Genomic DNA, 19573 nt, shown 5'->3' with positions numbered 1-19573 from the left:
TTACTCGCGCTGGTCGTTGGTGGGATCGGGCGGGACTATAGGCAAGATTCCTGCAGATTGCAGGGCCTCTTTCGCCAGTGCGACCGAAATCTTACGCCCGGATGACAGCGATGCCTCATCCAGCAGCGCGGTGACCGCCGCAATCGCGCCATAGCTGCGCTCGATCCGCCGAAGCAGCCAGGGGGCAAGGTCCGGCGCGAAGCTGGCGCCCGATGCCCCCAGCCGCCGTTCGATCAGCGCCAGTGCCAGCGCTTCGTCCGGCTCCTCGATCGCGACATGGGGCGATCCCGCCAGCCGCGATCGCAGGTCGGGCAGGGCCACGGTCCAGCGCAGCGGCGCGGTGCGACCGATCATCAGCAGCGGCCGATGCTCGGTCTGCGCCTCGTTCCAGGCGTGGAACAGCATATGTTCGTCCTGCCCCTCGGCATCGTCGATCACGCTGCCGCCGCTCATCGCGACGAACTGGCGGCCCAGCGCCGATCGGCCCGACAGGGGTGGGCCGGTCAATATCGTTACCGACACGGGCCAGTCGCGCCAGCGTTCCAGATGGGCGACGGCCAGTTGATTGGCATCGCTCACCAGAAACTCCTCGCCCTGGCCCTGCCATTCGAAGGGCAGGCTGATCTGGCTCATGGCTGTCCTGCGGGCGCCTGTCGGCGCGAAATGCGCATGGTGTTGCCGGAGGCTGCAACGGTGTAGCCGCGCGCCTGCAATCCGGTGCGCAGCGCGTCGGCGGGGCCTTCGAAACTGACCTGCATCACTGACGTGCCGCCCAGCGCCAGGCTGCTGGTCGCGGCCGATCGCACGCCCGGAATGGCGCGCACGGCCGATTCGCCCGCGCTCACCGATCCGACGTCCGGCGTGTCGAACTGGATCGCGAAGCTGGCGATGCTGGCGCCAGCCGTCGGCAGGGGGATGTCGACCGCCTCGATCGGCGCCTCGATCGCATTCTCGATCACCAATGCATTGGGATCGACCGGTTCCTCGATCACGAGCGACGGATCGGGCCGCAGGCGGCCGTCATTGAGCGCGCGGATATAAAGCTCGTCGACCCGGCGCGCACCCTCGTCCAGCATCTGCGGGATGCCGCTGTCGTTCGAGGCGCGCAGCGCGAAGTTGCCGATCAGGCTGTTGTCGGGACCGTAGCGGGCGGTAAAATTGGCCGTCACCGGGCCACCGGGCCATTGCCGGTCGAGCCGGACGATCGGGATCACCACATCGGCCGCGCCATATTGGTCGAGCAGCACGCGCCACCACAGGCGGCCGCGCCGCCCGGTCTGGCCGGCATTGAGCAGGACGGGATCAGCGACCGAGCCGGCGACGCGGACATAGTCGATCGCGCTGTCGCCGGTGCGATAGCGTGCCCAGGCCTTCTGCCATTCATTGACCCGCTCATAGGATACGGCGGAGCCGCCATCCCACATGACCGGAATCACCAGCAGCGGCGGCGAGCGCATGACATTGCCGGAAACGCCCAGCAACTGGCCGGTCCGCGCGCGGTCGAACAAGATACCGAGCGTCGCGACATAGCGATTGGGGCCGGCCTGCTCATATTCGACCTCAATGCCCGAGATCATGGCTTCGAGCTGCGAATCGGACAGGCCCGGCACGCCGGTGCCGCCATGGGTGCGGGTCCACAGCATCTTCCACGCCTGGCGCTGGGCCAGTCGCCAGCCGGCATAGCGGGCCGCATCGGCGCTGCCGGCCTGGACGTCCACCTTCACGCCGCGCACCTCATAATCGCCGCCGCTGGCGATCGGCGGGACGCCGCGTTCGCCCTCCATCTGGGCGAACAGCGCAGCGCCGACCAGCCCGATTCCCACCGCGCCGGCGATCTGCGCCGGGCGGGAAAGGGCGTGGAGGGCAAGCGCTGGCGGGAACGACAGGCGACGAAGAGTCTTGGCAAGGATCACGGGCGTCCTTTTGGCGAGTTTAGCCCCGCATGCCAAGCGCCAACCCATGCAGCCTTCCGTTTTCGACGCTATTGCTCTAGGGCGCTGGCCCATGAGCGACAACGAATCCTACAGCTACGCCAAGGCTGGCGTCGACATCGCCGCGGGCAACGCCCTTGTCCGTGCCATCGCCCCGCTGGCCAAGGCCACCCGACGTCCCGGCGCGGACGCCGAACTGGGCGGTTTCGGTGGCTTTTTCGACCTGAAGGCGGCGGGCTATGACGACCCGTTGCTGGTCGCGGCCAATGATGGCGTCGGCACCAAGCTGAAGCTGGCGATCGACCATGACCGCCATGACGGCGTGGGCATCGACCTGGTCGCGATGTGCGCCAACGACCTGATCGTGCAGGGCGCCGAGCCGCTCTTCTTCCTCGACTATTATGCCACCGGCAAGCTGGAGTCGGGCGTCGCCGAGCGCGTCATCGCCGGCATCGCCGAGGGTTGCCGCCAGGCCGGTTGCGCCCTGATCGGTGGCGAAACCGCCGAAATGCCGGGCATGTACAGCGACGGCGACTATGACCTGGCGGGCTTCTGCGTCGGCGCGGTGGAGCGCTCCAAGGCGCTGACCGGCAACAAGGTGAAGGCCGGCGACGTGCTGATCGGTCTCGGCTCCTCGGGCGTCCACTCCAACGGCTTCTCGCTGGTCCGCCGCCTCGCCGCCGACAAGGGCTGGAAGCTCGACCGCCCCGCGATCTTCGATAATGAAGTGCTGCTGATCGACGCGCTGATGGCGCCGACCAAAATCTATGTGAAGAGCCTGTTGCCGCTGGTTCGCGCCGGCATGATCAACGCGCTGGCGCACATCACCGGAGGCGGCCTGCTGGAGAATATCCCGCGCGTCCTGCCCGATGGCGCCCATGCCACGGTCGATGCCGACGCCTGGGAACAGCCGCGCCTGATGGCCTTCCTTCAGGCACAGGGTAATATCGAGCCGGAAGAAATGGCGCGCACCTTCAACTGCGGCATCGGCATGATCCTGTCCGTGGACGAGGCGCATGTCGCGGGCGTCACCCAGGCGCTGGAGGATGCGGGCGAAACCGTGTTCCGCGTCGGCACCGTCAGCGAAGGCGACAAGGGCTGCACCGTCAAGGGCAGCGCCGAAACCTGGAGCGCGAAGGCCGACTGGTCGGCCACGCATCTGGGCTGATAAAAAGGACCGTTCGTGCTGAGTAGGGACTGAGCCCTTCGACTGCCTGCTTGCAGCAGGCGCTCAGGGTAAACTTCACACATGGTGAAGTCGAAGGCCCGTATCGAAGCATCCCGCCCCAGCGCGAACATCCTTCGATACGCCGCTTCGACAAGCTCAGCGGCTACTCAGGACGAACGGAGTTTTGAAATGACCAAAGCAAAGATCGGCGTCCTGATTTCCGGCCGTGGCTCGAACATGGCGGCGCTGCTCTATGCGGCGAAGGCGCAGGACTGTCCGTTCGAGATCGTGCTGGTCGCCGCCAATGATCCCGAAGCCCCCGGCCTGGCGCTTGCCGCGGCCGAGGGCATCGCTACCTTTGGCCAGAGCCACAAGGGGCTAAAGCGCGCCGAGTTCGACGCGGTGATCGACACGCAACTGCGTGCCGCGGGCGTCCAATATGTCGCGCTGGCCGGCTATATGCGGCTTCTGTCGCCCGAATTCGTGTCCGGCTGGGAAGACCGGATGCTCAACATCCACCCCAGCCTGCTGCCCAAATATAAGGGCCTCGATACCCACCAGCGCGCGATCGATGCGGGCGACAGCCATGCCGGCTGTTCGGTCCATATCGTCACCGCCGAACTGGACGATGGCCCGGTGCTGGGCCAGACGCCGGTGGCGATCCTGCCCGGCGATACCGCCGACAGCCTGGCGGGGCGTATCCTGATCGCCGAACATCAGCTCTATTCGCGCACGCTGGCCGATTTCGTCATCCGCGAGCGCCAGCCCGACTGGCTGCTCAACAAGGTGCGCGAGGCCGCGCTGGCCCTGCCGCAGGCGGATGAGATCGTGTCGCACGGCATGCCCTGCTTCGGCATCGTCAAGGGCAAGAAATTCGCCTATTTCACCCGCGATCATCATGGCGACGGCATCATTGCCGTGCTGGTGAAGACCACCGCGCCGGAAGAACAGGCGACTCTGATCGAGGCCGACCCGGACCGCTATTATCGCCCCGCCTATTTCGGCAATGACTGGGTCGGCATTCGCCTGGACCTGGGCGATACCGACTGGGAGCATATCGGCGAGCGGCTCCACGCGAGCTGGCGCCAGATCGCGCCGCGCAAGCTGCTGGGCCTGATGGATATCGCCGACCAGTTCTGATTGGACGCGCTGCAACGGGCAGGGCGTCCAATCAGCCGGGATGCGTCAGCGCCAGCCAAGGGCGGGGGCGATGTGCTGGAGAATAGCCTCGATCACATGGACATTATAGGCAACACCCAGCTGGTTCGGCACGGTCAGTAGCAGCGTATCGGCTTCGGCGATCGCCTCGTCGGCCCGGAGCTGTTCGATCAGCTGTTCCGGTTCGGCCGAATAGGAGCGGCCGAAGACGGCACGCATATTGTCGATGACGCCGACATGGTCGCTGCTGTCGCCCCGGCCGAAATAGTCGTGATCCTCCTGATTCATCAGCGCGAAGATCGAGCGGGAGACGGAGACGCGCGGCGCGCGTGTGTGGCCGGCCGCTTTCCAGGCTTCCTTATAGGCGCGGATCTGTTGGGCTTGCTGGACGTGGAAGGGCTCCCCGCTCTCATCGGCCTTCAGGGTCGAACTTTGCAGGTTCATGCCCATCTGGGCGGCCCAGACCGCGGTGGCGTTGGAGGCCGATCCCCACCAGATGCGGTCGCGCAGCCCGTCCGAATGCGGCTCCAGTCGCAACAGGCCGGGCGGGTTGGGAAACATCGGGTTGGGGTTGGGCTGGGCAAAGCCCTCGCCGTTCAGCAGTCGCAGGAAGACTTCGGCGTGGCGACGCCCCATGTCGGCATCGCTCTGTCCTTCGGCCGGAGCATAGCCGAAATGGCGCCAGCCATCGATCACCTGTTCGGGTGAGCCCCGGCTGATGCCCAGTTGCAGCCGCCCGCCGCTGATCAGGTCGGCCGCGCCCGCATCCTCGATCATGTAGAGCGGGTTTTCATAGCGCATGTCGATGACGCCGGTGCCGATCTCGATCCGGCTGGTCTTCGCGCCGATGGCGCTGAGCAGCGGGAAGGGCGAGGCGAGCTGACGCGCGAAATGATGGACCCGGAAATAGGCGCCGTCCGCGCCCAGTTCCTCGGCCGCGACCGCCAGGTCGATCGACTGGAGCAGCACGTCGCTGGCCGAACGGGTGGCTGAATAGGGGGCCTGCGACCAATGGCCGAAGGAAAGGAAACCGATCTTCTTCATCATAGCCCTTCCAGCTTGAACTCTGGGCTATGAGCTGGGCCTTGGCGATCCTGCCTGCAACCGCCTGATTGGAATTGGATAGTTTCCAATCTGACACCTGATTGGTGGTCCGAGGGCCACTTCGGGATGCCGGGCCACCCGCAGGCGGCCCGGCGCTCGATCAATTGCGCACGTCGGATTCGGTGACGGGCGAAATCTTGATTTCGACGCGGCGGTTGGATGCCTTGCCTTCCTCGGTCGCGTTCGACGCAATCGGCTGGCTCTCGCCGAAGCCGCGCGTGGCGATACGCGCCGACTGGACACCGTGGCTGCTCAGATAATTGGCGACCGACTGGGCGCGCCGTTCCGAGAGCGTCTGGTTATAGGCATCCGACCCGTCGCTGTCGGTATGACCATAAACGTCGATATAGGTCTTGGGATATTGCGACAGGATCGATGCGACCTCGTCCAGCGTGGGCCGGAACTGCGGCTGGACGCTGGCGTCGTTGAAGGCGAAGGTGATGCCCGAGGGCATGCGCAGCAGCAGGTCGTCGCCCTGGCGGATCACGTCGACGCCGCTGCCGGCGGTCTGCTGGCGCAGCTTGCGTTCCTGCTCGTCCATATAGGAGCCGATGCCGGCGCCCGCGATCGCGCCGATGCCGGCGCCCAGGATCTTTTCGGTGCGGTCATGCCGGCCGCCGACCAGATCACCCAGCAGATAGCCGCCCAGCGCGCCGCCGATGCCGCCGATCGCCGCCTTCGACATGCGCTTCTGCCCGGTTTCGGGGTCGGTCGTGCAGGCCGTGGTAGCCAGCATCGCGGCAAGGCCGGCGGCACCCAGGATCCGGTGCGAAATCCTCATCATCTTATTCCCTTGTCTATGGCATCCTTGGTGGATGGATGCCTCCCTAATAACCCAATCCGGATATTGTTCCACAAGTGAACTGAACGGATGATGATGCGATGGTTGTGAAATCGAAAGAATAAAGGTTATAGGGGAGGGGACCACCATGGCCACGATCCCCCCTCCCGCTTCGACGCCCTTTCCCTGGGTAGACATCATCATCATCCTTGCGCTGGTGGCGCTGAACGGCGTCTTCGCGATGTCGGAGCTGGCCATCGTCTCGGCGCGCAGGCCACGCTTGCAGGCGATGGAGAAAGCCGGCAAGCGCGGTGCGCGATCGGCGTTGGAACTGGCGGCTGACCCGGGTAAGTTCCTGTCGACGGTGCAGATCGGCATCACCCTGATCGGCATCATATCCGGCGCCTATTCGGGTGCCAGCCTGGGCGGGCCGACCGGCGAGCGGTTGCAGGCGCTGGGCCTGGCGCCGAACATGGCGGAAAATCTGGGCTTTGCCCTGGTCATCGGCCTGACGACCTATGCCTCCCTGATCGTCGGTGAGCTGGTGCCCAAGCAGTTCGCACTGCGCCAGCCCGAGCCGATCGCGGCGCTGGTGGCGACTCCGATGCTGTGGCTGGCAAAGTTGACTGCACCGGTGGTGTGGGTGCTCGACAAGTCGAGCAGCCTGATCTTCAAGCTGCTGGGGCTGGACCGCGAATCCGAACATCATGTGACCGTCGAGGAACTGCACCTGATCGTTGCCGAGGCGAGCCGGTCGGGCATCATCGAGGAGAGCGAGCGGGCGATCATCTCCGGCGTCGTGCGGCTGGCCGACCGACCGGTGCGCGAGGTGATGACGCAGCGCATGGATGTCGACTGGATCGACATCAACGCCGACGAGGCGACGATTCGCCTGCGCCTGCTGGAAACGCCGCATACCCGCCTGCCGGTGGGGCGCGGATCGGTGGAGGACATCATCGGCATCGTCCAGGCGCGCGACATCATGACCGCGCTGTTCCGGGGCGAGGCGCTGAATGTCGAGGCGCTGCTGCGCAAGGCGGAGGTCGTGCCCGATCAGGTCGATGCGATGGATGCGCTGGAAGTGCTGCGCAAGTCCGACGTGCCGATGGTGATGGTCCATGACGAATATGGGCATTTCGAGGGGATCGTGACGCCGGCCGACCTGCTGTCCGCCATTGCCGGCCATTTCGCGTCGGACCGCGACGTCTATGACGAACCCGATGTGGTCGAGCGCGAGGATGGCAGCCTGCTGGTGTCGGGCCAGATGGCGATCGACCAACTGGCCGAGAAAATCGGCATCGACCTGTCCGAGGACCGCGATTATGCGACGGTCGCGGGCCATGTCCTGTGGCTGCTGCGGCGTCTGCCCGAAGTCGGCGACCACGCCGAGGACCAGGGCTGGCGTTTCGAGATTGTCGACATGGACGGGCGCAAGATCGACAAGCTGCTGGTCGCGCAGCTCTGACCATGGCGGCGACGGCGCTCGATGCGGTCGATCGCCTCGCGCTGTGCCTGCTGGAAGACAAGGATGGCCTGGCCGTGCTGGGCCTGTGCGGAGCGCAGGGCAGCGGCAAGAGCACATTGGCGCAGGGGTTGCAGGCGCGCATGCGCGCGCGGGGCGTGGCGAGCGCGATCCTGTCGATCGACGATCTGTATCTGACCAAGGCTGAGCGGGAAGGGCTGGCGCAGGACGTGCATCCGCTGCTGCGGACGCGCGGTGTGCCGGGGACGCATGATGTCGCGCTGGGACTGCGGGTGCTGGACGCGCTGGCGGCGGGGCGGGCGGCGTGCTTGCCGCGCTTTGACAAGGCGGTGGATGATCGCTTGCCCGAAGCGGCGTGGCCGGAGGCGGGGGCGGGGCTGCGGCTGCTGATCCTGGAGGGCTGGTGCGTGGGCGCGCGGGCGCAGGAGACTGGCGAACTGGTCGCTCCGGTCAACGCGCTGGAGCGGGACGAGGATGGCGACGGGCGCTGGCGGCGTTTCGTCAATGCGGCGCTGGCGGACGAGTATCAGGCGCTGTTCGGGCGGATCGATGCGCTGGCGCTGCTGGCGGCGCCGGGGTTCGACGTGGTGCAGGGCTGGCGGACGCAGCAGGAGGCGGCATTGCGCGCGGCCGGCGGCGGCAGTGCGGTCATGAGCGATGGGGAGGTCGCCCGCTTCATCCAGCATTATGAGCGGCTGACCCGGCATATATTGGCGGAAATGCCGGGGCGGGCCGATCTGGTCGTGGCGCTGGATGCGGCACGCGGGGTGACGGCGGTGCGCAGCCGATAGCCGAAGCTCCCGGCCGCGCCCTTCCTGAATTTACTGTGCCGCGTTCTCGGCCGGGGCCTCGGTCGCGTTGGCTTCATTGTCGCCGCCTTCGGCCGGTGCCGCATTGTCGGCAGCGGCGGGCGCGGCATCGGCGGCGGGCAGGGGGAGGTTGGACCCCTGGGTGTTCAGCCAGGCGATCAGGTTGGCGCGATCGGCCGGATTGCCAAGGCCCGCAAAGGTCATCTTGGTGCCGGGGGCAAATTCACGCGGGCTCTTCAGCCAATGGTCGAGATTCTCGAAGCTCCATTCGCCGCCCTTGCTCTTGAGCGCTTCGGAGAAGGCGAAGCCGCCCTTGCCCTGGCCGATGCCTTCGCCGACGGTGGCATAGAGATTGGGGCCGATGCCGTTGGCGCCGCCCTGGTTGACGGTGTGGCAGGCGGCGCATTTCGCGAACACCTTTTCGCCGGCCGCGACATCCGCGCTGGCGAGCAATGTGTTGAGGCCGGGGCCGCTGTCGCCGCCACCTTCGCCTTCAACCTCAACGCCTTCGATGGCGTAGCCCATTTTTTCGGGCCGTTCATCGTGGAAATATTTGGAACTGACGATCGCGCCACCCAGCGCGATGATGCCTGCAAACAACGCCCACCCTGCAACGGTGTTGAAACGATCGCCCATCCGCAGAATTCCCTCGCATCTTTGTTATGGAGGCTGTCTTGCGCTCCCCCACTTAGGGCCTTGCCATAATGGGGCTTCCGCGATGGCGCAACCCGCCGTGGCGCTTTTCGAGCCGTGCCGCCCCGCCGATGCTTGCGCGCGGTGCCCCAACTGCCTAAGCGCGCAGGCACGCATGGAAAATTATCCCGCCCCCGCTCGCGCGCTGGTCGCCGACATGTCGCAAAAGGCCGCTGCCGATCCGGCGCGCGCCGTCGCCTATCAGGGCGCGCCCGGTGCCAATTCGCACCTGGCCGCGCTCGGCTACGCCCCCGATTGCGTGCCGCTGCCCAGCTTTGCGTTCGAGGATGCGATCGATGCCGTGCGCAACGGGCTTGCCGCCCGGGCGATCATTCCGATCGAGAACAGCCTGCACGGCCGCGTCGCCGACATGCATTTCCTGCTGCCCGAATCCGGGCTGCACATCGTCGACGAATATTTCCTGCGCATCCGCCACTGCCTGATGGCGCCCGACACGGTGCCGGTGACAAGCGCGATCAGCCATCCGCAGGCGCTGGGCCAGTGCCGCCATTATCTGCGCGAGCGCGGCATCCAGCCGGTCGCCTATGCCGACACCGCCGGCGCCGCCGCGCTGGTGGCGGAGACGCGCGCGCCGGGCGAGGGCGCGATCGCCCCCTATCTGGCCGCCGAAATCTATGGCCTGCGCCTGATCGCCGAGAATATCGAGGATAGCGACGACAATATGACCCGCTTCCTGGTGCTGGCGCGCGAGCCCAAGGCGCCGGCGGCGGGCGTCGGCCCGGTCATGACCACCTTCCTGTTCGAGGTGAAGAATATCCCGGCCGCGCTCTACAAGGCGATGGGCGGCTTTGCCACCAATGGCGTCAACATGACCAAGCTGGAAAGCTACCAGCGCGGCGCCAGCTTTGCCGCGACCGAATTCTATTGCGATATCGAAGGGATGCCGGGCGACCCGGCGGTCGACCGCGCGCTCGCCGAGCTGGAATTCCACACCAAATGGGTGCGCGTGCTGGGCAGCTACCGCCAGGCCCGCCCCCGCACCTGAGTGGTGCGACCCGCAGGGGGCGGTTTCAGGGTCACTCCTGGGTCGCTCCAGGGTCACAGCGCGAAGTTCACAGTGTCGTGACGCGATAATATCGGCGTTTTGGCGCGTTTTCGCGCCTGAAACGCGCCGCCGACGCGCCTGTTGGATCACGTCCGGGTCATGGCGACGCGCCATCAGGGTCACGGTGATGCGCCTGTTGGGTTGCGGGGGTGGCGGCGCATGGGGTTGCACGGCGGGGCGGGATCGCGGCTGCTCCATTGCGGAGGATAGATCAGAAATTGGCGGAGTAGGAAAGCGGTGCGGGTTTGGCCTTCATGAGACTGGTAGCTTTTGGCCGCTGACTTGGAATAGCTGCCATTCCCGGCATATCTGATCTGGACGGGAGCTTCGATCGAGACAACCGAAGTGGGCGATCGGCAAATGCTCCCGGCCAACAGCACAATGCTACCACTTCATGCACAGATTCTGTCCGCCAAATTAGTCTTGGTCACTCTATTGGGTGGAAGAAAATTGCATGCAAGGGCGTTTCAAGAGTAAGTCCCGTTAGGCAGATATTTCCCCATGCTCACCTATCTACTCAGATTTGCCATTTTCACCTCGCGCCGCCAGTGATGGCGATCGTTCTGATGATGACATAGTAATTGTTCGACCATTTTCGACGTCCCGGATCGAAATTCTCTCAGACGGGGCCTGAAATCTCGGATTCTCTGCAAAATCTATAAGGTCGCGAAGGATGTTTTCGTATCTATCTGCAATACGGCGGCGCATTTTAATTTTCTCATCTTTGTCATCACTCTCATCGTTCAAAAACATGACATCAGAAAAATCTTTCCAGCGACGGTAAAGCGCATGTGCCATGGACCTAAGGTGACGACGATCCTTTTCAGGCATCCCCTGGTCTGCTGCAATGTCTACGATCATTCTTATGAGCGATGGAGAAATAAGCTTTTCCGGATTGTGCATCGAGACAGCCTGCTGGCGTGCCAGCACTAAAAGTTCTTCAAGGACTTGAGAGGTTTCGCTTTCTGCTTTTTTTGGGGCGTCACTTCCCTTGCTGAAGTTAGCAACAATGGGTTCGATCTTCGCTAGGGCCGAGACTCAATCAAAGCCAGAACGCCAATGCAGTGACGAGCGCTACGCCTGACAGGAAGTTGGCGGCCAGCTTGTCGTAACGGGTTGCTACGCGGCGGAAGTCCTTGATCCGGCAGAAGGCGTTCTCGATGAGATGTCGCCCCCGGTAGCGCTGCTGATCGTAGCGGATGGCGCGCTTGCGATTGCGCCTGCCTGGGATGACAGGGCTGGTGCCGTTCTCGCGCAGGGTCTTGCGCAAGCTGTTGGCATCGTAGCCTTTGTCGCCGAGCAGGTAGCGCATGTGGCCCGCGCGTTCGAGCAGGGCCGGGGCGGCCTTCACGTCGCTGACATTGCCGGCGGTCAGCATCAGTGCGTAGGGTCGGCCAAGCACGTCGGTCAGGGCATGGACCTTGGTTGTCCAGCCGCCGCGAGAACGGCCGATCGCCTGCGTCTGGCGCCCCCTTTTCCGCCAAACGCCGAGCGCTGGGCCTTGATGTATGTGCTGTCGATCGCGGTGCTCTTCGTGACCGCGCCTGCTTCGGACAGGGCATCGAGCAATTTTGCCCAGAAGCCTCGCCGCGACCAGCGGTTGAAGCGGTTATAGATCGTCGTGGAAGGCCCGTAGTCCGCTGGGCAGTCGCACCACCGGCAACCGGACTTCAGAACATGCAGGATACCTGAGATCACACGCCGATCGTCCACCCGGCGGGCACCGGGCTGGTTCTTCGGCAGGTGAGGCTCGATCGCAAGCCAGGCTTCATCCGACAACCAAAACAACGAGCGCGACATCGACAGGAGCCTCCATCCATCGTGGATGGCAACCTTGAATCAACCCATGCACGCATTTTCAAGAGGCTGATTGGGTTTGGACCCTAAAAGGTCATCCCATAACGCCCCGTGCATTTTTTCAAGTCGTGCTTCGGGAAGTGCGTCATCTCCACCGCAAATGTTAATGCTTTTAAGTAACTTTAAAATATCTTCCTTGTTGAAAAGTGTAACCTGAAATTGGGATAGGGGGGTGCCAACATCGGATGGTTTTAAGCCAAATAAAATCGGAGCTAATCGGGTGTCATCAACAATTTTCGCAAGCGCCCCTGCCTCAAAATTTATCCAGGGCGCCGTGACATTGTTTGGGGTTAGCACCACAATGCCTACGTGTGTACCTTCAAGCTCGTTTGCGATGCTACTCGCCCACCGAGTTCCCTTATCTATGGACTCGGAGGACATGTATGGTTGAATGCTTTGAACAACCATTGGAAGCCATTCATAAAGCTCAGAAGCTATCTTTCGACTATCTTCGCCCGACCAACTGATAAATACCTTCATGTTGCCCCCTAGTCTGATGGAAGCATCACTGCCTCTTGAAAATGAATTCTGCAAGTCGCCAACCTCGCTGCTCGGTTTTTTAGGCCTAGGCAGCACCGAATTGCAGGCAGCGGCTGATAGTGGAGTTCCGAATCATTGAGGGGGCACAGCCGGATAGAGTGTATTTGGGGACGGATTCACGGTTCGGGAATTGCCAAGTGTGATGCTACGCTGCCTCGCACCCCTCCGCTTCCGCTCCCCCGCAATCACCGCTATAGCCCCGCCATGGTCGCTGCCATCCTCTTGTCCGCGCTGGCGATGACGCTGATCGTCGGGGTGCGCTATCTGATCGCCAGTGGCGGTTTTGCGCTGGCGACGCGGGTGCGGCAGCCGGGCCTCTATCGCGGGCAGGGGCGACAGATCGGGCGGGAGATTGGCTGGTCGCTGGCGTCCGCCGCCATCTATGGCATTCCCGCCGGTGTCGTCGCCTGGGGCTGGCAGGCGCGGGGGTGGACGCGCATCTATGAGGATGTCGGCGGCTATCCGCTCTGGTATCTGCCGGTGTCGGTGCTGCTCTATCTCGCCGCGCATGACACATGGTTCTACTGGACGCACCGGTGGATGCACGCACCCCGGCTGTTCCGCATCGCCCATGCCGTCCATCATGCCAGCCGGCCGCCGACCGCCTGGGCGGCGATGAGCTTTCACCCGTGGGAGGCGCTGACCGGGGCGGTGGTGATCCCGGCGCTGGTCTTCCTGATCCCGATCCATGTCGGCGCGCTGGGCGTGGTGTTGTCGATCATGACGATCATGGGCGTGTCCAACCATATGGGGTGGGAGATGTTTCCGCGCTGGATGGTGCGCGGGCCGATCGGCCGCTGGCTGATTACCGCCAGCCATCATCAGCGGCATCATGAGCAATATCGGTGCAATTATGGCCTCTATTTTCGCGTTTGGGACCGGCTGTGCGGCACCGACCGGGGGCTGGGTGAATTCAGGCGTGAATTTCGGCGCGATTTCAGGAAGGAACAGGCGTGATCGGTCGGTTGGTGTTTGCGGGGGTGGCGATAGCGGGACTGGCGGGGGCGGCGCCGGTGGACCTGGCCCAGCCGATCAGCATGACGGCCGAGGGGCTGCGATCGGCCAAGGGGCGCATCCTGATCTGCGTGGCGCGATCGGCCGAACATTTCCCCGATTGCAGCAAGGACCCGGACAAGCGCCACCTGATCGTGGCGACGACGGGCAATGCCATCCCGCTCGGCAATCTGGCGCCGGGCGACTATGCGATCGCGATCATCCATGACGAAAATGGCAATGGCAAGCTGGACACATTTGCCGGCATTCCGCGCGAAGGGGTGGGCTTTTCGCGCAATCCGGTGCTGCGCTTCGGCGCGCCCAGCTTCCAGTCGGCCGAGTTCGTGGTGAGCGGCGCGCCGGTGCGGCAGGCGATCAGGCTCAAATATTTCCTGTAGGGCGGCGCGTGCGTCACGACTTGTCCGCAAGGGGTGACGCCCCACATAAGGCGCTGTATGACGGCGGCGACTAACCGCATTGCAGGAGAATGAAAGCGTGGCGACCCTGGGACTGAGCGAGGCCGACAAGGCGGCCGTGGAGGCGTTTCGCCAGGATGTGGTGGAGCCTTCGCGCACGAGCCTGGTGATCGTCGACTTCTGGGCCGAATGGTGCGGCCCGTGCAAGCAGCTGGCGCCGGTGATCGAGAAGGTGTGCGCCGACTATGCCAGCAAGGGCGTCAAGCTGGTGAAGGTGAATGTCGATGAAAATGGCTTCATCGCCAGCCAGTTCCGCGTCCAGTCGATCCCGACCGTCTATGCCGTGTTCCAGGGCCAGCCGGTCGCGGACCTGAGCCAGGCGCGGACCGAGGGGCAGTTCAAGCAATATCTGGATCAGTTGCTGAGCCAGTTGCCGATCGAATCGGACGAGAAGGCGCAGGCGGAAGAGATTGCGCCGCTGATCGCGATGGGCGAGGAGATGCTGGCCGGCGGCGAGGCGGAGCGCGCCTTGTCGGTGTTCCAGCAGATTGCCGACATCGCGCCGGACAATGCCGAAGTGCTGAGCGGCCTGCTGCGCGCGCTGGTGGCGCTGGGGCAGCTGGATGAGGCCGATGCGCTGCTCGCCGAACTGCCCGCCGAGATGCAGAAGGATCAGGCGATCGAGCGCGCGAAGGCGGCGCTGGCGCTGGCCCGCAATGCCAGGCCCGTGGCCGACCTGTCGGGGGTCGAGGCGCGGCTGGCGGCCGATGGTGACGATCATGAAGCGCGCTTCGAGCTGGCGACCGGGCTGATGGGCAATGGCGACCGGGATGGCGCGGCCGAGCAGCTGCTGGAGATCGTGCGCCGCGACCGGGCCTGGAATGACGGCGCCGCGCGCACGCAGTTGCTGACCCTGTTCGAGGCGGTCGGGCTGGAAGATCCGTGGGTGGCGGCGCAGCGGCGCAAGCTGTCGCAGATCCTCTTCTCCTGAGGATCGGTGAGCCGGTGAATCGCGCGCGCATCTCGATCTTTCCGCTGTCCGGCGCGCTGCTGCTGCCGGGCATGGAGCTGCCGCTGCATATCTTCGAGCCGCGTTACCGCGCGCTGGTGCAGGATGCGTCCGCGCGCGACCGGCGCATCGGCATGATCCAGCCGCGCAGCGAGGGGCCAAAGCCGCCGCTGTTCGATGTCGGCTGCCTGGGCCGGATCAGCCATATCGAGGCGCTGGACGATGGCCGGTTCAACATCATCCTGACTGGCCTTGCCCGGTTCCGGCTGGTGCGCGAGCTGGAGGTGTCGACGCTGTTCCGCCAGATCGAGGCGGAGGTCGAGCAGGCGCCGCCCGAGGATGAGGCGCTGCACATGGTCGAGCGCGCGGCGCTGGAGCAGGAATCGCGGCGCTTCGCCGATGCGCTGGGCTATGCGGTCGACTGGACGGCGGTGTCGCGGCTGGACGATGTGGCGCTGGTCAACGGCATCGCCCAGATCGCGCCGTTCGACCCGGCGGCCAAGCAGACGCTGCTGGAGGCCGATACGCTGAGCGAGCGGGCGGACCGGATCATCCAGCTGATGCAGATCGTCGGCCGCGCCGAGCGCGACGGCGGCGCGACGATGCAGTGAGCGAGACTATGAGCGAAGAAACGGCCCCGATCGACCTGTGGCTGCTGGCCAAGCTGGTCTGCCCGGCGACGCGCACGCCGCTGCGCTGGGACGCGGCGCGCCAGGCACTGGTATCGGACGCGGCGGGCCTCGCCTATCCGGTGCGCGACGGGGTGCCGGTGCTGGTGGTGCGGGAAGCGATCGCGCTTTCCTGACGGAGGGACGCGCCTGCCTCATTATCAGGATAAACACTGAAGGATGCTCCGCGCGGTGGCGTTGCGGCGGCTGCGGCTGTCGGACAGGTGCCCTGTTGCCGCATCCTCGGCTGATATATCAACCCTGCCATGCGCGTAGCCGGGTTCCAACGGGCAGGCGCGGGCGCGATCGATCGCGCTGGCGCAGGGTGGCCACTAGGGATAATCCCTGAGCCATGCCGGTGTTTCGCCCGATGGTTCCCGGAACCGAAAACGGGACATGCTGCCCCCGATAAACTGAGGGGGTCATATGGCCAATCTGGCAGATTTTCTGGACAAGTTGCCCATCCTGCTGGTCGGGCTGCTGATGCTGGCGACCATGACGCTGGCGGCGGGGGCCGGCTATTTTCTGCGTCGTCGCGTGCGCCGGATGCTGACGAACAATGGCGCCAAGGAAGAGGGCGGGGCGGAAGGCTATATTGTCTCCGCCGTGATCGGCCTGGTCGCGCTGCTGCTGGGTTTCACCTTCGCGCTGGCGGTCGGCCGGTTCGAAACGCGCCGCGCGCTGGTGTTGCAGGAGGCCAATGCCATCGGCACCAGCTATCTGCGCGTCCAGGGCCTGCCCGAACCGCATCGCACGCGGCTGTCGCAGATATTGGCCAGCTACACCAATAATCGCGTCCAACTGGGCACGGCCAGCCCGGACAAGATGGCGCCGCTGATCGTCGCCAGCGACCGGCTGCTGGTCGAGCTATGGGCGGGCACGTTGGCCGCGACCGACACGATCGGCAATTCGGCGCTCGCGTCCTCGCTTCATTCGACCGTCAACGAGGTGATCGACATGGACAGCGCGCGCAAGGCGGCGCGCAAGGTTCGGGTGCCGGGCGAAGTGTTCCTGGCCCTGTGGGTCTATATCGCGGTGACGGCAGGGATGCTGGGCTATTCCCGGTCGGAAACGCAGGGGCGGCTGTTGGCGGGCATATTGTTCCTGCTCTTCACCATGTCCTACATGCTGATCATCGACATCGACCGACCGGCGGGCGGCAATATCGTCGAAGGGCAGGGGCCGATGATCGAACTGCGCGAGACGCTGAAGCAGCAGCCGCCCGGCACCTTCGATATCTGGCGCAAACCGGTCGCTGTGCCCGCGCCCTAAGCGCGACCAAATGCCATCGCCAATGCACGGAGCATCGGCGGTGGCGTCTCGCGCAGGTGAATGGCGCGGGGGCCATGGAGCAGGCCGATGGTCCGCTGCTCGCCAAAGTCGCGCAGCGTCGCCCGCGCCATGCCGGGCCAGCCATGCCCAAGCGGCATCACCGTGACGCCCAGGCCCGCCGCCACCATCTGCATCACCCGCTCGTCATTGGTCGACCGATAGGCAAAATGCGGACGGATGCCGCGATCGACGAAATAGCGGCTGGTCGCCGACAGCGCCTCGCAATGGCGGCGCACGATCATCGTCTCGCCCGCCAGTTCCTCCGCCGCGATCGTCTCGCGTTCGGCTAGGCGATGGCCGGCGGGCAGGGCCAGGCCATAGCCTTCCTCCGCCAGTATCTGTGCCGCATAGCGGTCCGCCGCGCCCGGCCGCACCAGGGTCAGCGCCACGTCGATCCGCTCGGCATCCAGCCGCCCGAGCAATTCGCGCTCCGACCCCGGAATAAACTCCACCCGCCCGCGCGCCTCGGCCGGGCAGGCGGCGACCGCCGCCGCCACCGGCGCGCCGGCGATGCTGGTCAGCAGGCCGATGCGCAGCGTCTGTATATCTGCCGTCTGCGCGCCCGCCTGTTCGGCCAGGTTGAACTCGCGCTCGATCCGCCGCGCATGGCTCAGCAGGCGACTGCCGACCTCGGTCAGTTCGACCCGCTGGTTGCTGCGCAGGAACAGGGATGCGCCGACCGCCTGTTCCAGCTTGGCGATGCCGACCGACAGGGTCGGTTGCGACACCAGGCAATGTGCCGCCGCACGGGAAAAATTGCCCTGGTCCACGACCGCCAGGAAATAGCGCAGCAGATAACGTTCGATCATAGATGGAAACTATACACTCCTGCCCGTGGTTTCAATTTTTCCCTTGCCGCGTTCAGGGCTAGGGTGCGGCGCAGGAGAGATGCCAATGAGTGATTTCGATTTCGCCCTGGGCGAGCATGCGGACATGATCCGCGAAAGCACCGCCCGTTTCGCCGCCGATCATATCGCCCCGTTGGCGGCCGAGATCGACGCGAAGGACTGGTTCCCCCGCGACCTGTGGCCCGCCATGGGCGCGCTTGGCCTGCACGGCATCACCGTGGATGAGGCCGACGGCGGCCTGGGCCTGGGCTATCTGGAGCATGTGGTGGCGCAGGAGGAAGTGGCGCGGGCCTCCGCCTCCATAGGTCTCAGCTATGGGGCGCACAGCAATCTGTGCGTCAACCAGATCCGCCGCTGGGGCAATGACGCGCAGAAGGCGCGTTATCTGCCCAAGCTGATTTCCGGCGAGCATGTCGGCAGCCTGGCCATGTCGGAGGCTGGCGCCGGGTCCGATGTCGTGTCGATGAAGCTGAAGGCCGAGAAGAAGGGCGACCGCTACGTCCTCAACGGCACGAAATTCTGGATCACCAACGCGACCGAGGCCGACACGCTCGTCGTCTATGCCAAGACCGGCGAGGGATCGAAGGGCATCACCACCTTTCTGATCGAGAAGGGCTTTGCCGGCTTCTCGATCGGCCAGAAGATCGACAAGGTCGGCATGCGCGGCAGCCCGACCGCCGAACTGGTGTTCGACGATTGCGAAGTGCCGGAAGAAAATATCATGGGGCCGCTGAATGGCGGCGCCGGCGTGCTGATGTCGGGCCTCGACTATGAACGCACCGTACTTGCCGGCATCCAGCTCGGCATCATGCAGGCCTGCCTCGACACGGTGCTGCCCTATGTTCGCGAACGCAGGCAGTTCGGCAAGCCGATCGGCGCGTTCCAGCTGATGCAGGCGAAGGTCGCCGACATGTATGTCGCGCTCAACAGCGCGCGGGCCTATGTCTATGCCGTTGCGCGCGCCTGCGACGCGGGCAAGACCACCCGCTTCGATGCGGCCGGCGCGATCCTGCTGGCCAGCGAGAATGCGGTCAAGGTCGCGCTGGAGGCGGTGCAGGCGCTTGGCGGCGCGGGCTATACGAAGGACTGGCCGGTCGAGCGCTATATGCGCGACGCCAAGCTGCTCGATATCGGCGCCGGCACCAATGAAATCCGTCGTATGCTGATCGGCCGCGAGCTAATCGGGGCGTGAGGAGTCTGTCTGCAAATGCGCGAAAGAGCGCATTTGGCCGCACCGGCCCGCACCCCCACCCGGCCGCCCAATCAGGATATTGTCGTGGGCGGCCGGGTGGGGTTCAGACGAGTCCCGTGCCTCGTCTGAAGGGCTGGCGCCGTTCTTTCCTGAATCAGCTCCGCCCTACGAACAGGAAGCCGACCGCCGCCATGATGCAGGCAAAGGCCGCCGCGTGGCGCCAGTGGAGCGGTTCGCCCAGCACCGTCACCATGAAGATGCCGAAGATCACGAGGGCGATGGCTTCCTGCGCGATCTTGAGTTGTCCGGCGGACCAGCCATGGGCAAAGCCGATGCGGTTGGCGGGCACCGCCAGGCAATATTCGACGAAGGCGATCGCCCAGCTGATCAGGATGACCAGCATCAGCGGTTTGTTCATGCCGCCTTTGAGGTGCCAGTACCAGGCGGTGGTCATGAACAGGTTGGAGAGGATGAGGAGGATGATGGTGGGCATATCTGCTCTGTGGCACGCGGACGCCGGGAAGG

At 64.8% G+C, this 19573-nt stretch carries 21 protein-coding genes and 1 pseudogene; 12 read left to right on the top strand and 10 right to left on the bottom strand.

The features are described 5' to 3' along the window. Both GGQ90_RS09825 and GGQ90_RS09820 read right to left on the bottom strand, forming a co-directional pair. Positions 1–633, bottom strand: coding sequence for an HdaA/DnaA family protein (locus GGQ90_RS09825; RefSeq protein ID WP_188081992.1), 633 nt, complete (start codon positions 631–633; stop codon positions 1–3). Continuing rightward, entirely contained in the window at positions 630–1913 is a 1284-nt protein-coding gene (locus tag GGQ90_RS09820) for a heavy-metal-associated domain-containing protein (protein WP_188081991.1), read from the bottom strand. Before GGQ90_RS09820 ends, GGQ90_RS09825 begins: the two co-directional genes overlap by 4 nt. Before the next feature lie 91 nt (positions 1914–2004). Between GGQ90_RS09820 and purM the strand changes: the two genes are divergently transcribed. Together purM and purN are read left to right on the top strand one after the other, a co-directional pair. Then, positions 2005–3099, top strand: a complete 1095-nt coding sequence (purM, locus tag GGQ90_RS09815) for a phosphoribosylformylglycinamidine cyclo-ligase (RefSeq protein ID WP_188081990.1) — start codon at positions 2005–2007, stop codon at positions 3097–3099. 189 nt (positions 3100–3288) lie between these two features. Next, positions 3289–4239 (top strand): phosphoribosylglycinamide formyltransferase, encoded by a 951-nt coding sequence (purN, locus tag GGQ90_RS09810; protein WP_188081989.1) that lies wholly within the window; start codon positions 3289–3291, stop codon positions 4237–4239. A 45-nt stretch (positions 4240–4284) separates the two neighbouring features. On the opposite strand, the gene GGQ90_RS09805 is transcribed toward purN, so the two are convergent. Continuing rightward, positions 4285–5304, bottom strand: coding sequence for an LLM class flavin-dependent oxidoreductase (locus GGQ90_RS09805; RefSeq protein ID WP_246428191.1), 1020 nt, complete (start codon positions 5302–5304; stop codon positions 4285–4287). A 157-nt stretch (positions 5305–5461) separates the two neighbouring features. After that, the gene (locus GGQ90_RS09800; RefSeq protein ID WP_188082116.1) at positions 5462–6142 is read right to left on the bottom strand and encodes a YiaD family glycine zipper/OmpA-like lipoprotein; all 681 of its coding nucleotides are present in this window, start codon (positions 6140–6142) and stop codon (positions 5462–5464) included. A gap of 148 nt (positions 6143–6290) precedes the next feature. Here GGQ90_RS09800 and GGQ90_RS09795 point away from each other — a divergent pair, with 148 nt between their 5' ends. Together GGQ90_RS09795 and GGQ90_RS09790 are read left to right on the top strand one after the other, a co-directional pair. Then, positions 6291–7607 carry a hemolysin family protein gene (locus GGQ90_RS09795; protein WP_188081988.1) on the top strand — a complete coding sequence of 439 codons (1317 nt, stop codon included), beginning with the start codon at positions 6291–6293 and terminating at the stop codon, positions 7605–7607. A gap of 2 nt (positions 7608–7609) precedes the next feature. Then, complete coding sequence (locus tag GGQ90_RS09790) at positions 7610–8416, top strand: kinase (RefSeq protein WP_188081987.1); 807 nt, start codon at positions 7610–7612, stop codon at positions 8414–8416. Positions 8417–8446: 30 nt separating this feature from the next. Here GGQ90_RS09790 and GGQ90_RS09785 read toward each other — a convergent pair whose 3' ends face one another. Beyond that, a complete protein-coding gene (locus GGQ90_RS09785) occupies positions 8447–9070 on the bottom strand; it encodes a c-type cytochrome (RefSeq protein ID WP_188081986.1) in 624 nt (207 codons plus the stop codon). Positions 9071–9242: 172 nt separating this feature from the next. On the opposite strand from GGQ90_RS09785, the gene GGQ90_RS09780 reads away from it, so the two are divergent. Next, positions 9243–10133, top strand: a complete 891-nt coding sequence (locus tag GGQ90_RS09780) for a prephenate dehydratase (protein ID WP_188081985.1) — start codon at positions 9243–9245, stop codon at positions 10131–10133. Positions 10134–10706: 573 nt separating this feature from the next. Here the strand turns inward: GGQ90_RS09780 and GGQ90_RS09775 are convergent. The 3 genes and pseudogenes from GGQ90_RS09775 to GGQ90_RS09765 all read right to left on the bottom strand — a co-directional run bounded on the left by GGQ90_RS09775 (position 10707) and on the right by GGQ90_RS09765 (position 12530). Beyond that, positions 10707–11123 (bottom strand): hypothetical protein, encoded by a 417-nt coding sequence (locus GGQ90_RS09775; RefSeq protein ID WP_188081984.1) that lies wholly within the window; start codon positions 11121–11123, stop codon positions 10707–10709. Positions 11124–11235: 112 nt separating this feature from the next. Beyond that, positions 11236–11993: pseudogene (locus GGQ90_RS09770) on the bottom strand (IS5 family transposase). A gap of 39 nt (positions 11994–12032) precedes the next feature. Beyond that, a complete protein-coding gene (locus tag GGQ90_RS09765; RefSeq protein ID WP_188081982.1) occupies positions 12033–12530 on the bottom strand; it encodes a toll/interleukin-1 receptor domain-containing protein in 498 nt (165 codons plus the stop codon). A 264-nt stretch (positions 12531–12794) separates the two neighbouring features. Here GGQ90_RS09765 and GGQ90_RS09760 point away from each other — a divergent pair, with 264 nt between their 5' ends. The 6 genes from GGQ90_RS09760 (at position 12795) to GGQ90_RS09735 (ending at position 16948) form a co-directional block, all read left to right on the top strand. After that, entirely contained in the window at positions 12795–13547 is a 753-nt protein-coding gene (locus GGQ90_RS09760; protein ID WP_188081981.1) for a sterol desaturase family protein, read from the top strand. Next, a complete protein-coding gene (locus tag GGQ90_RS09755; protein ID WP_188081980.1) occupies positions 13544–13981 on the top strand; it encodes a DUF2141 domain-containing protein in 438 nt (145 codons plus the stop codon). The genes GGQ90_RS09760 and GGQ90_RS09755 overlap by 4 nt, the downstream gene beginning before the upstream one ends. Before the next feature lie 97 nt (positions 13982–14078). Next, entirely contained in the window at positions 14079–14990 is a 912-nt protein-coding gene (locus GGQ90_RS09750; protein WP_188081979.1) for a tetratricopeptide repeat protein, read from the top strand. Positions 14991–15004: 14 nt separating this feature from the next. Continuing rightward, on the top strand, positions 15005–15619 hold the full coding sequence (locus tag GGQ90_RS09745) for an LON peptidase substrate-binding domain-containing protein (RefSeq protein ID WP_188081978.1): 615 nt from the start codon (positions 15005–15007) through the stop codon (positions 15617–15619). A gap of 8 nt (positions 15620–15627) precedes the next feature. Then, on the top strand, positions 15628–15813 hold the full coding sequence (locus GGQ90_RS09740) for a Trm112 family protein (RefSeq protein ID WP_188081977.1): 186 nt from the start codon (positions 15628–15630) through the stop codon (positions 15811–15813). Positions 15814–16102: 289 nt separating this feature from the next. Then, positions 16103–16948, top strand: coding sequence for a bestrophin-like domain (locus tag GGQ90_RS09735; RefSeq protein ID WP_188081976.1), 846 nt, complete (start codon positions 16103–16105; stop codon positions 16946–16948). On the opposite strand, the gene GGQ90_RS09730 is transcribed toward GGQ90_RS09735, so the two are convergent. After that, complete coding sequence (locus GGQ90_RS09730) at positions 16945–17817, bottom strand: LysR family transcriptional regulator (RefSeq protein ID WP_188081975.1); 873 nt, start codon at positions 17815–17817, stop codon at positions 16945–16947. The two genes, GGQ90_RS09735 and GGQ90_RS09730, sit on opposite strands and share 4 nt — an antisense overlap. A gap of 85 nt (positions 17818–17902) precedes the next feature. Here GGQ90_RS09730 and GGQ90_RS09725 point away from each other — a divergent pair, with 85 nt between their 5' ends. After that, positions 17903–19048 (top strand): isovaleryl-CoA dehydrogenase, encoded by a 1146-nt coding sequence (locus GGQ90_RS09725; protein ID WP_188081974.1) that lies wholly within the window; start codon positions 17903–17905, stop codon positions 19046–19048. Between the two features lie 154 nt (positions 19049–19202). On the opposite strand, the gene GGQ90_RS09720 is transcribed toward GGQ90_RS09725, so the two are convergent. Further along, the gene (locus tag GGQ90_RS09720; RefSeq protein WP_004211232.1) at positions 19203–19541 is read right to left on the bottom strand and encodes a DMT family protein; all 339 of its coding nucleotides are present in this window, start codon (positions 19539–19541) and stop codon (positions 19203–19205) included. Positions 19542–19573 lie beyond the last annotated feature (32 nt).

It is taken from the genome of Sphingobium scionense (genome assembly GCF_014197035.1).
Lineage (GTDB): Bacteria > Pseudomonadota > Alphaproteobacteria > Sphingomonadales > Sphingomonadaceae > Sphingobium > Sphingobium scionense.
Note: the sequence above shows the minus strand (reverse complement) of the source record. Positions and strands in the feature narration are given on the sequence as shown.

Coding starts and splice junctions, on each gene's coding strand:
- GGQ90_RS09790 (WP_188081987.1), top strand. CDS start 7,610: ATGGCGGCGACGGCGCTCGATGCGGTCGATCGCCTCGCGCTGTGCCTG.
- GGQ90_RS09720 (WP_004211232.1), bottom strand. CDS start 19,541: ATGCCCACCATCATCCTCCTCATCCTCTCCAACCTGTTCATGACCACC.
- GGQ90_RS09780 (WP_188081985.1), top strand. CDS start 9,243: ATGGAAAATTATCCCGCCCCCGCTCGCGCGCTGGTCGCCGACATGTCG.
- GGQ90_RS09805 (WP_246428191.1), bottom strand. CDS start 5,304: ATGATGAAGAAGATCGGTTTCCTTTCCTTCGGCCATTGGTCGCAGGCC.
- GGQ90_RS09785 (WP_188081986.1), bottom strand. CDS start 9,070: ATGGGCGATCGTTTCAACACCGTTGCAGGGTGGGCGTTGTTTGCAGGC.
- GGQ90_RS09795 (WP_188081988.1), top strand. CDS start 6,291: ATGGCCACGATCCCCCCTCCCGCTTCGACGCCCTTTCCCTGGGTAGAC.
- purM (WP_188081990.1), top strand. CDS start 2,005: ATGAGCGACAACGAATCCTACAGCTACGCCAAGGCTGGCGTCGACATC.
- GGQ90_RS09765 (WP_188081982.1), bottom strand. CDS start 12,530: ATGAAGGTATTTATCAGTTGGTCGGGCGAAGATAGTCGAAAGATAGCT.
- GGQ90_RS09730 (WP_188081975.1), bottom strand. CDS start 17,817: ATGATCGAACGTTATCTGCTGCGCTATTTCCTGGCGGTCGTGGACCAG.
- GGQ90_RS09760 (WP_188081981.1), top strand. CDS start 12,795: ATGGTCGCTGCCATCCTCTTGTCCGCGCTGGCGATGACGCTGATCGTC.
- GGQ90_RS09740 (WP_188081977.1), top strand. CDS start 15,628: ATGAGCGAAGAAACGGCCCCGATCGACCTGTGGCTGCTGGCCAAGCTG.
- purN (WP_188081989.1), top strand. CDS start 3,289: ATGACCAAAGCAAAGATCGGCGTCCTGATTTCCGGCCGTGGCTCGAAC.
- GGQ90_RS09725 (WP_188081974.1), top strand. CDS start 17,903: ATGAGTGATTTCGATTTCGCCCTGGGCGAGCATGCGGACATGATCCGC.
- GGQ90_RS09800 (WP_188082116.1), bottom strand. CDS start 6,142: ATGAGGATTTCGCACCGGATCCTGGGTGCCGCCGGCCTTGCCGCGATG.
- GGQ90_RS09735 (WP_188081976.1), top strand. CDS start 16,103: ATGGCCAATCTGGCAGATTTTCTGGACAAGTTGCCCATCCTGCTGGTC.
- GGQ90_RS09825 (WP_188081992.1), bottom strand. CDS start 633: ATGAGCCAGATCAGCCTGCCCTTCGAATGGCAGGGCCAGGGCGAGGAG.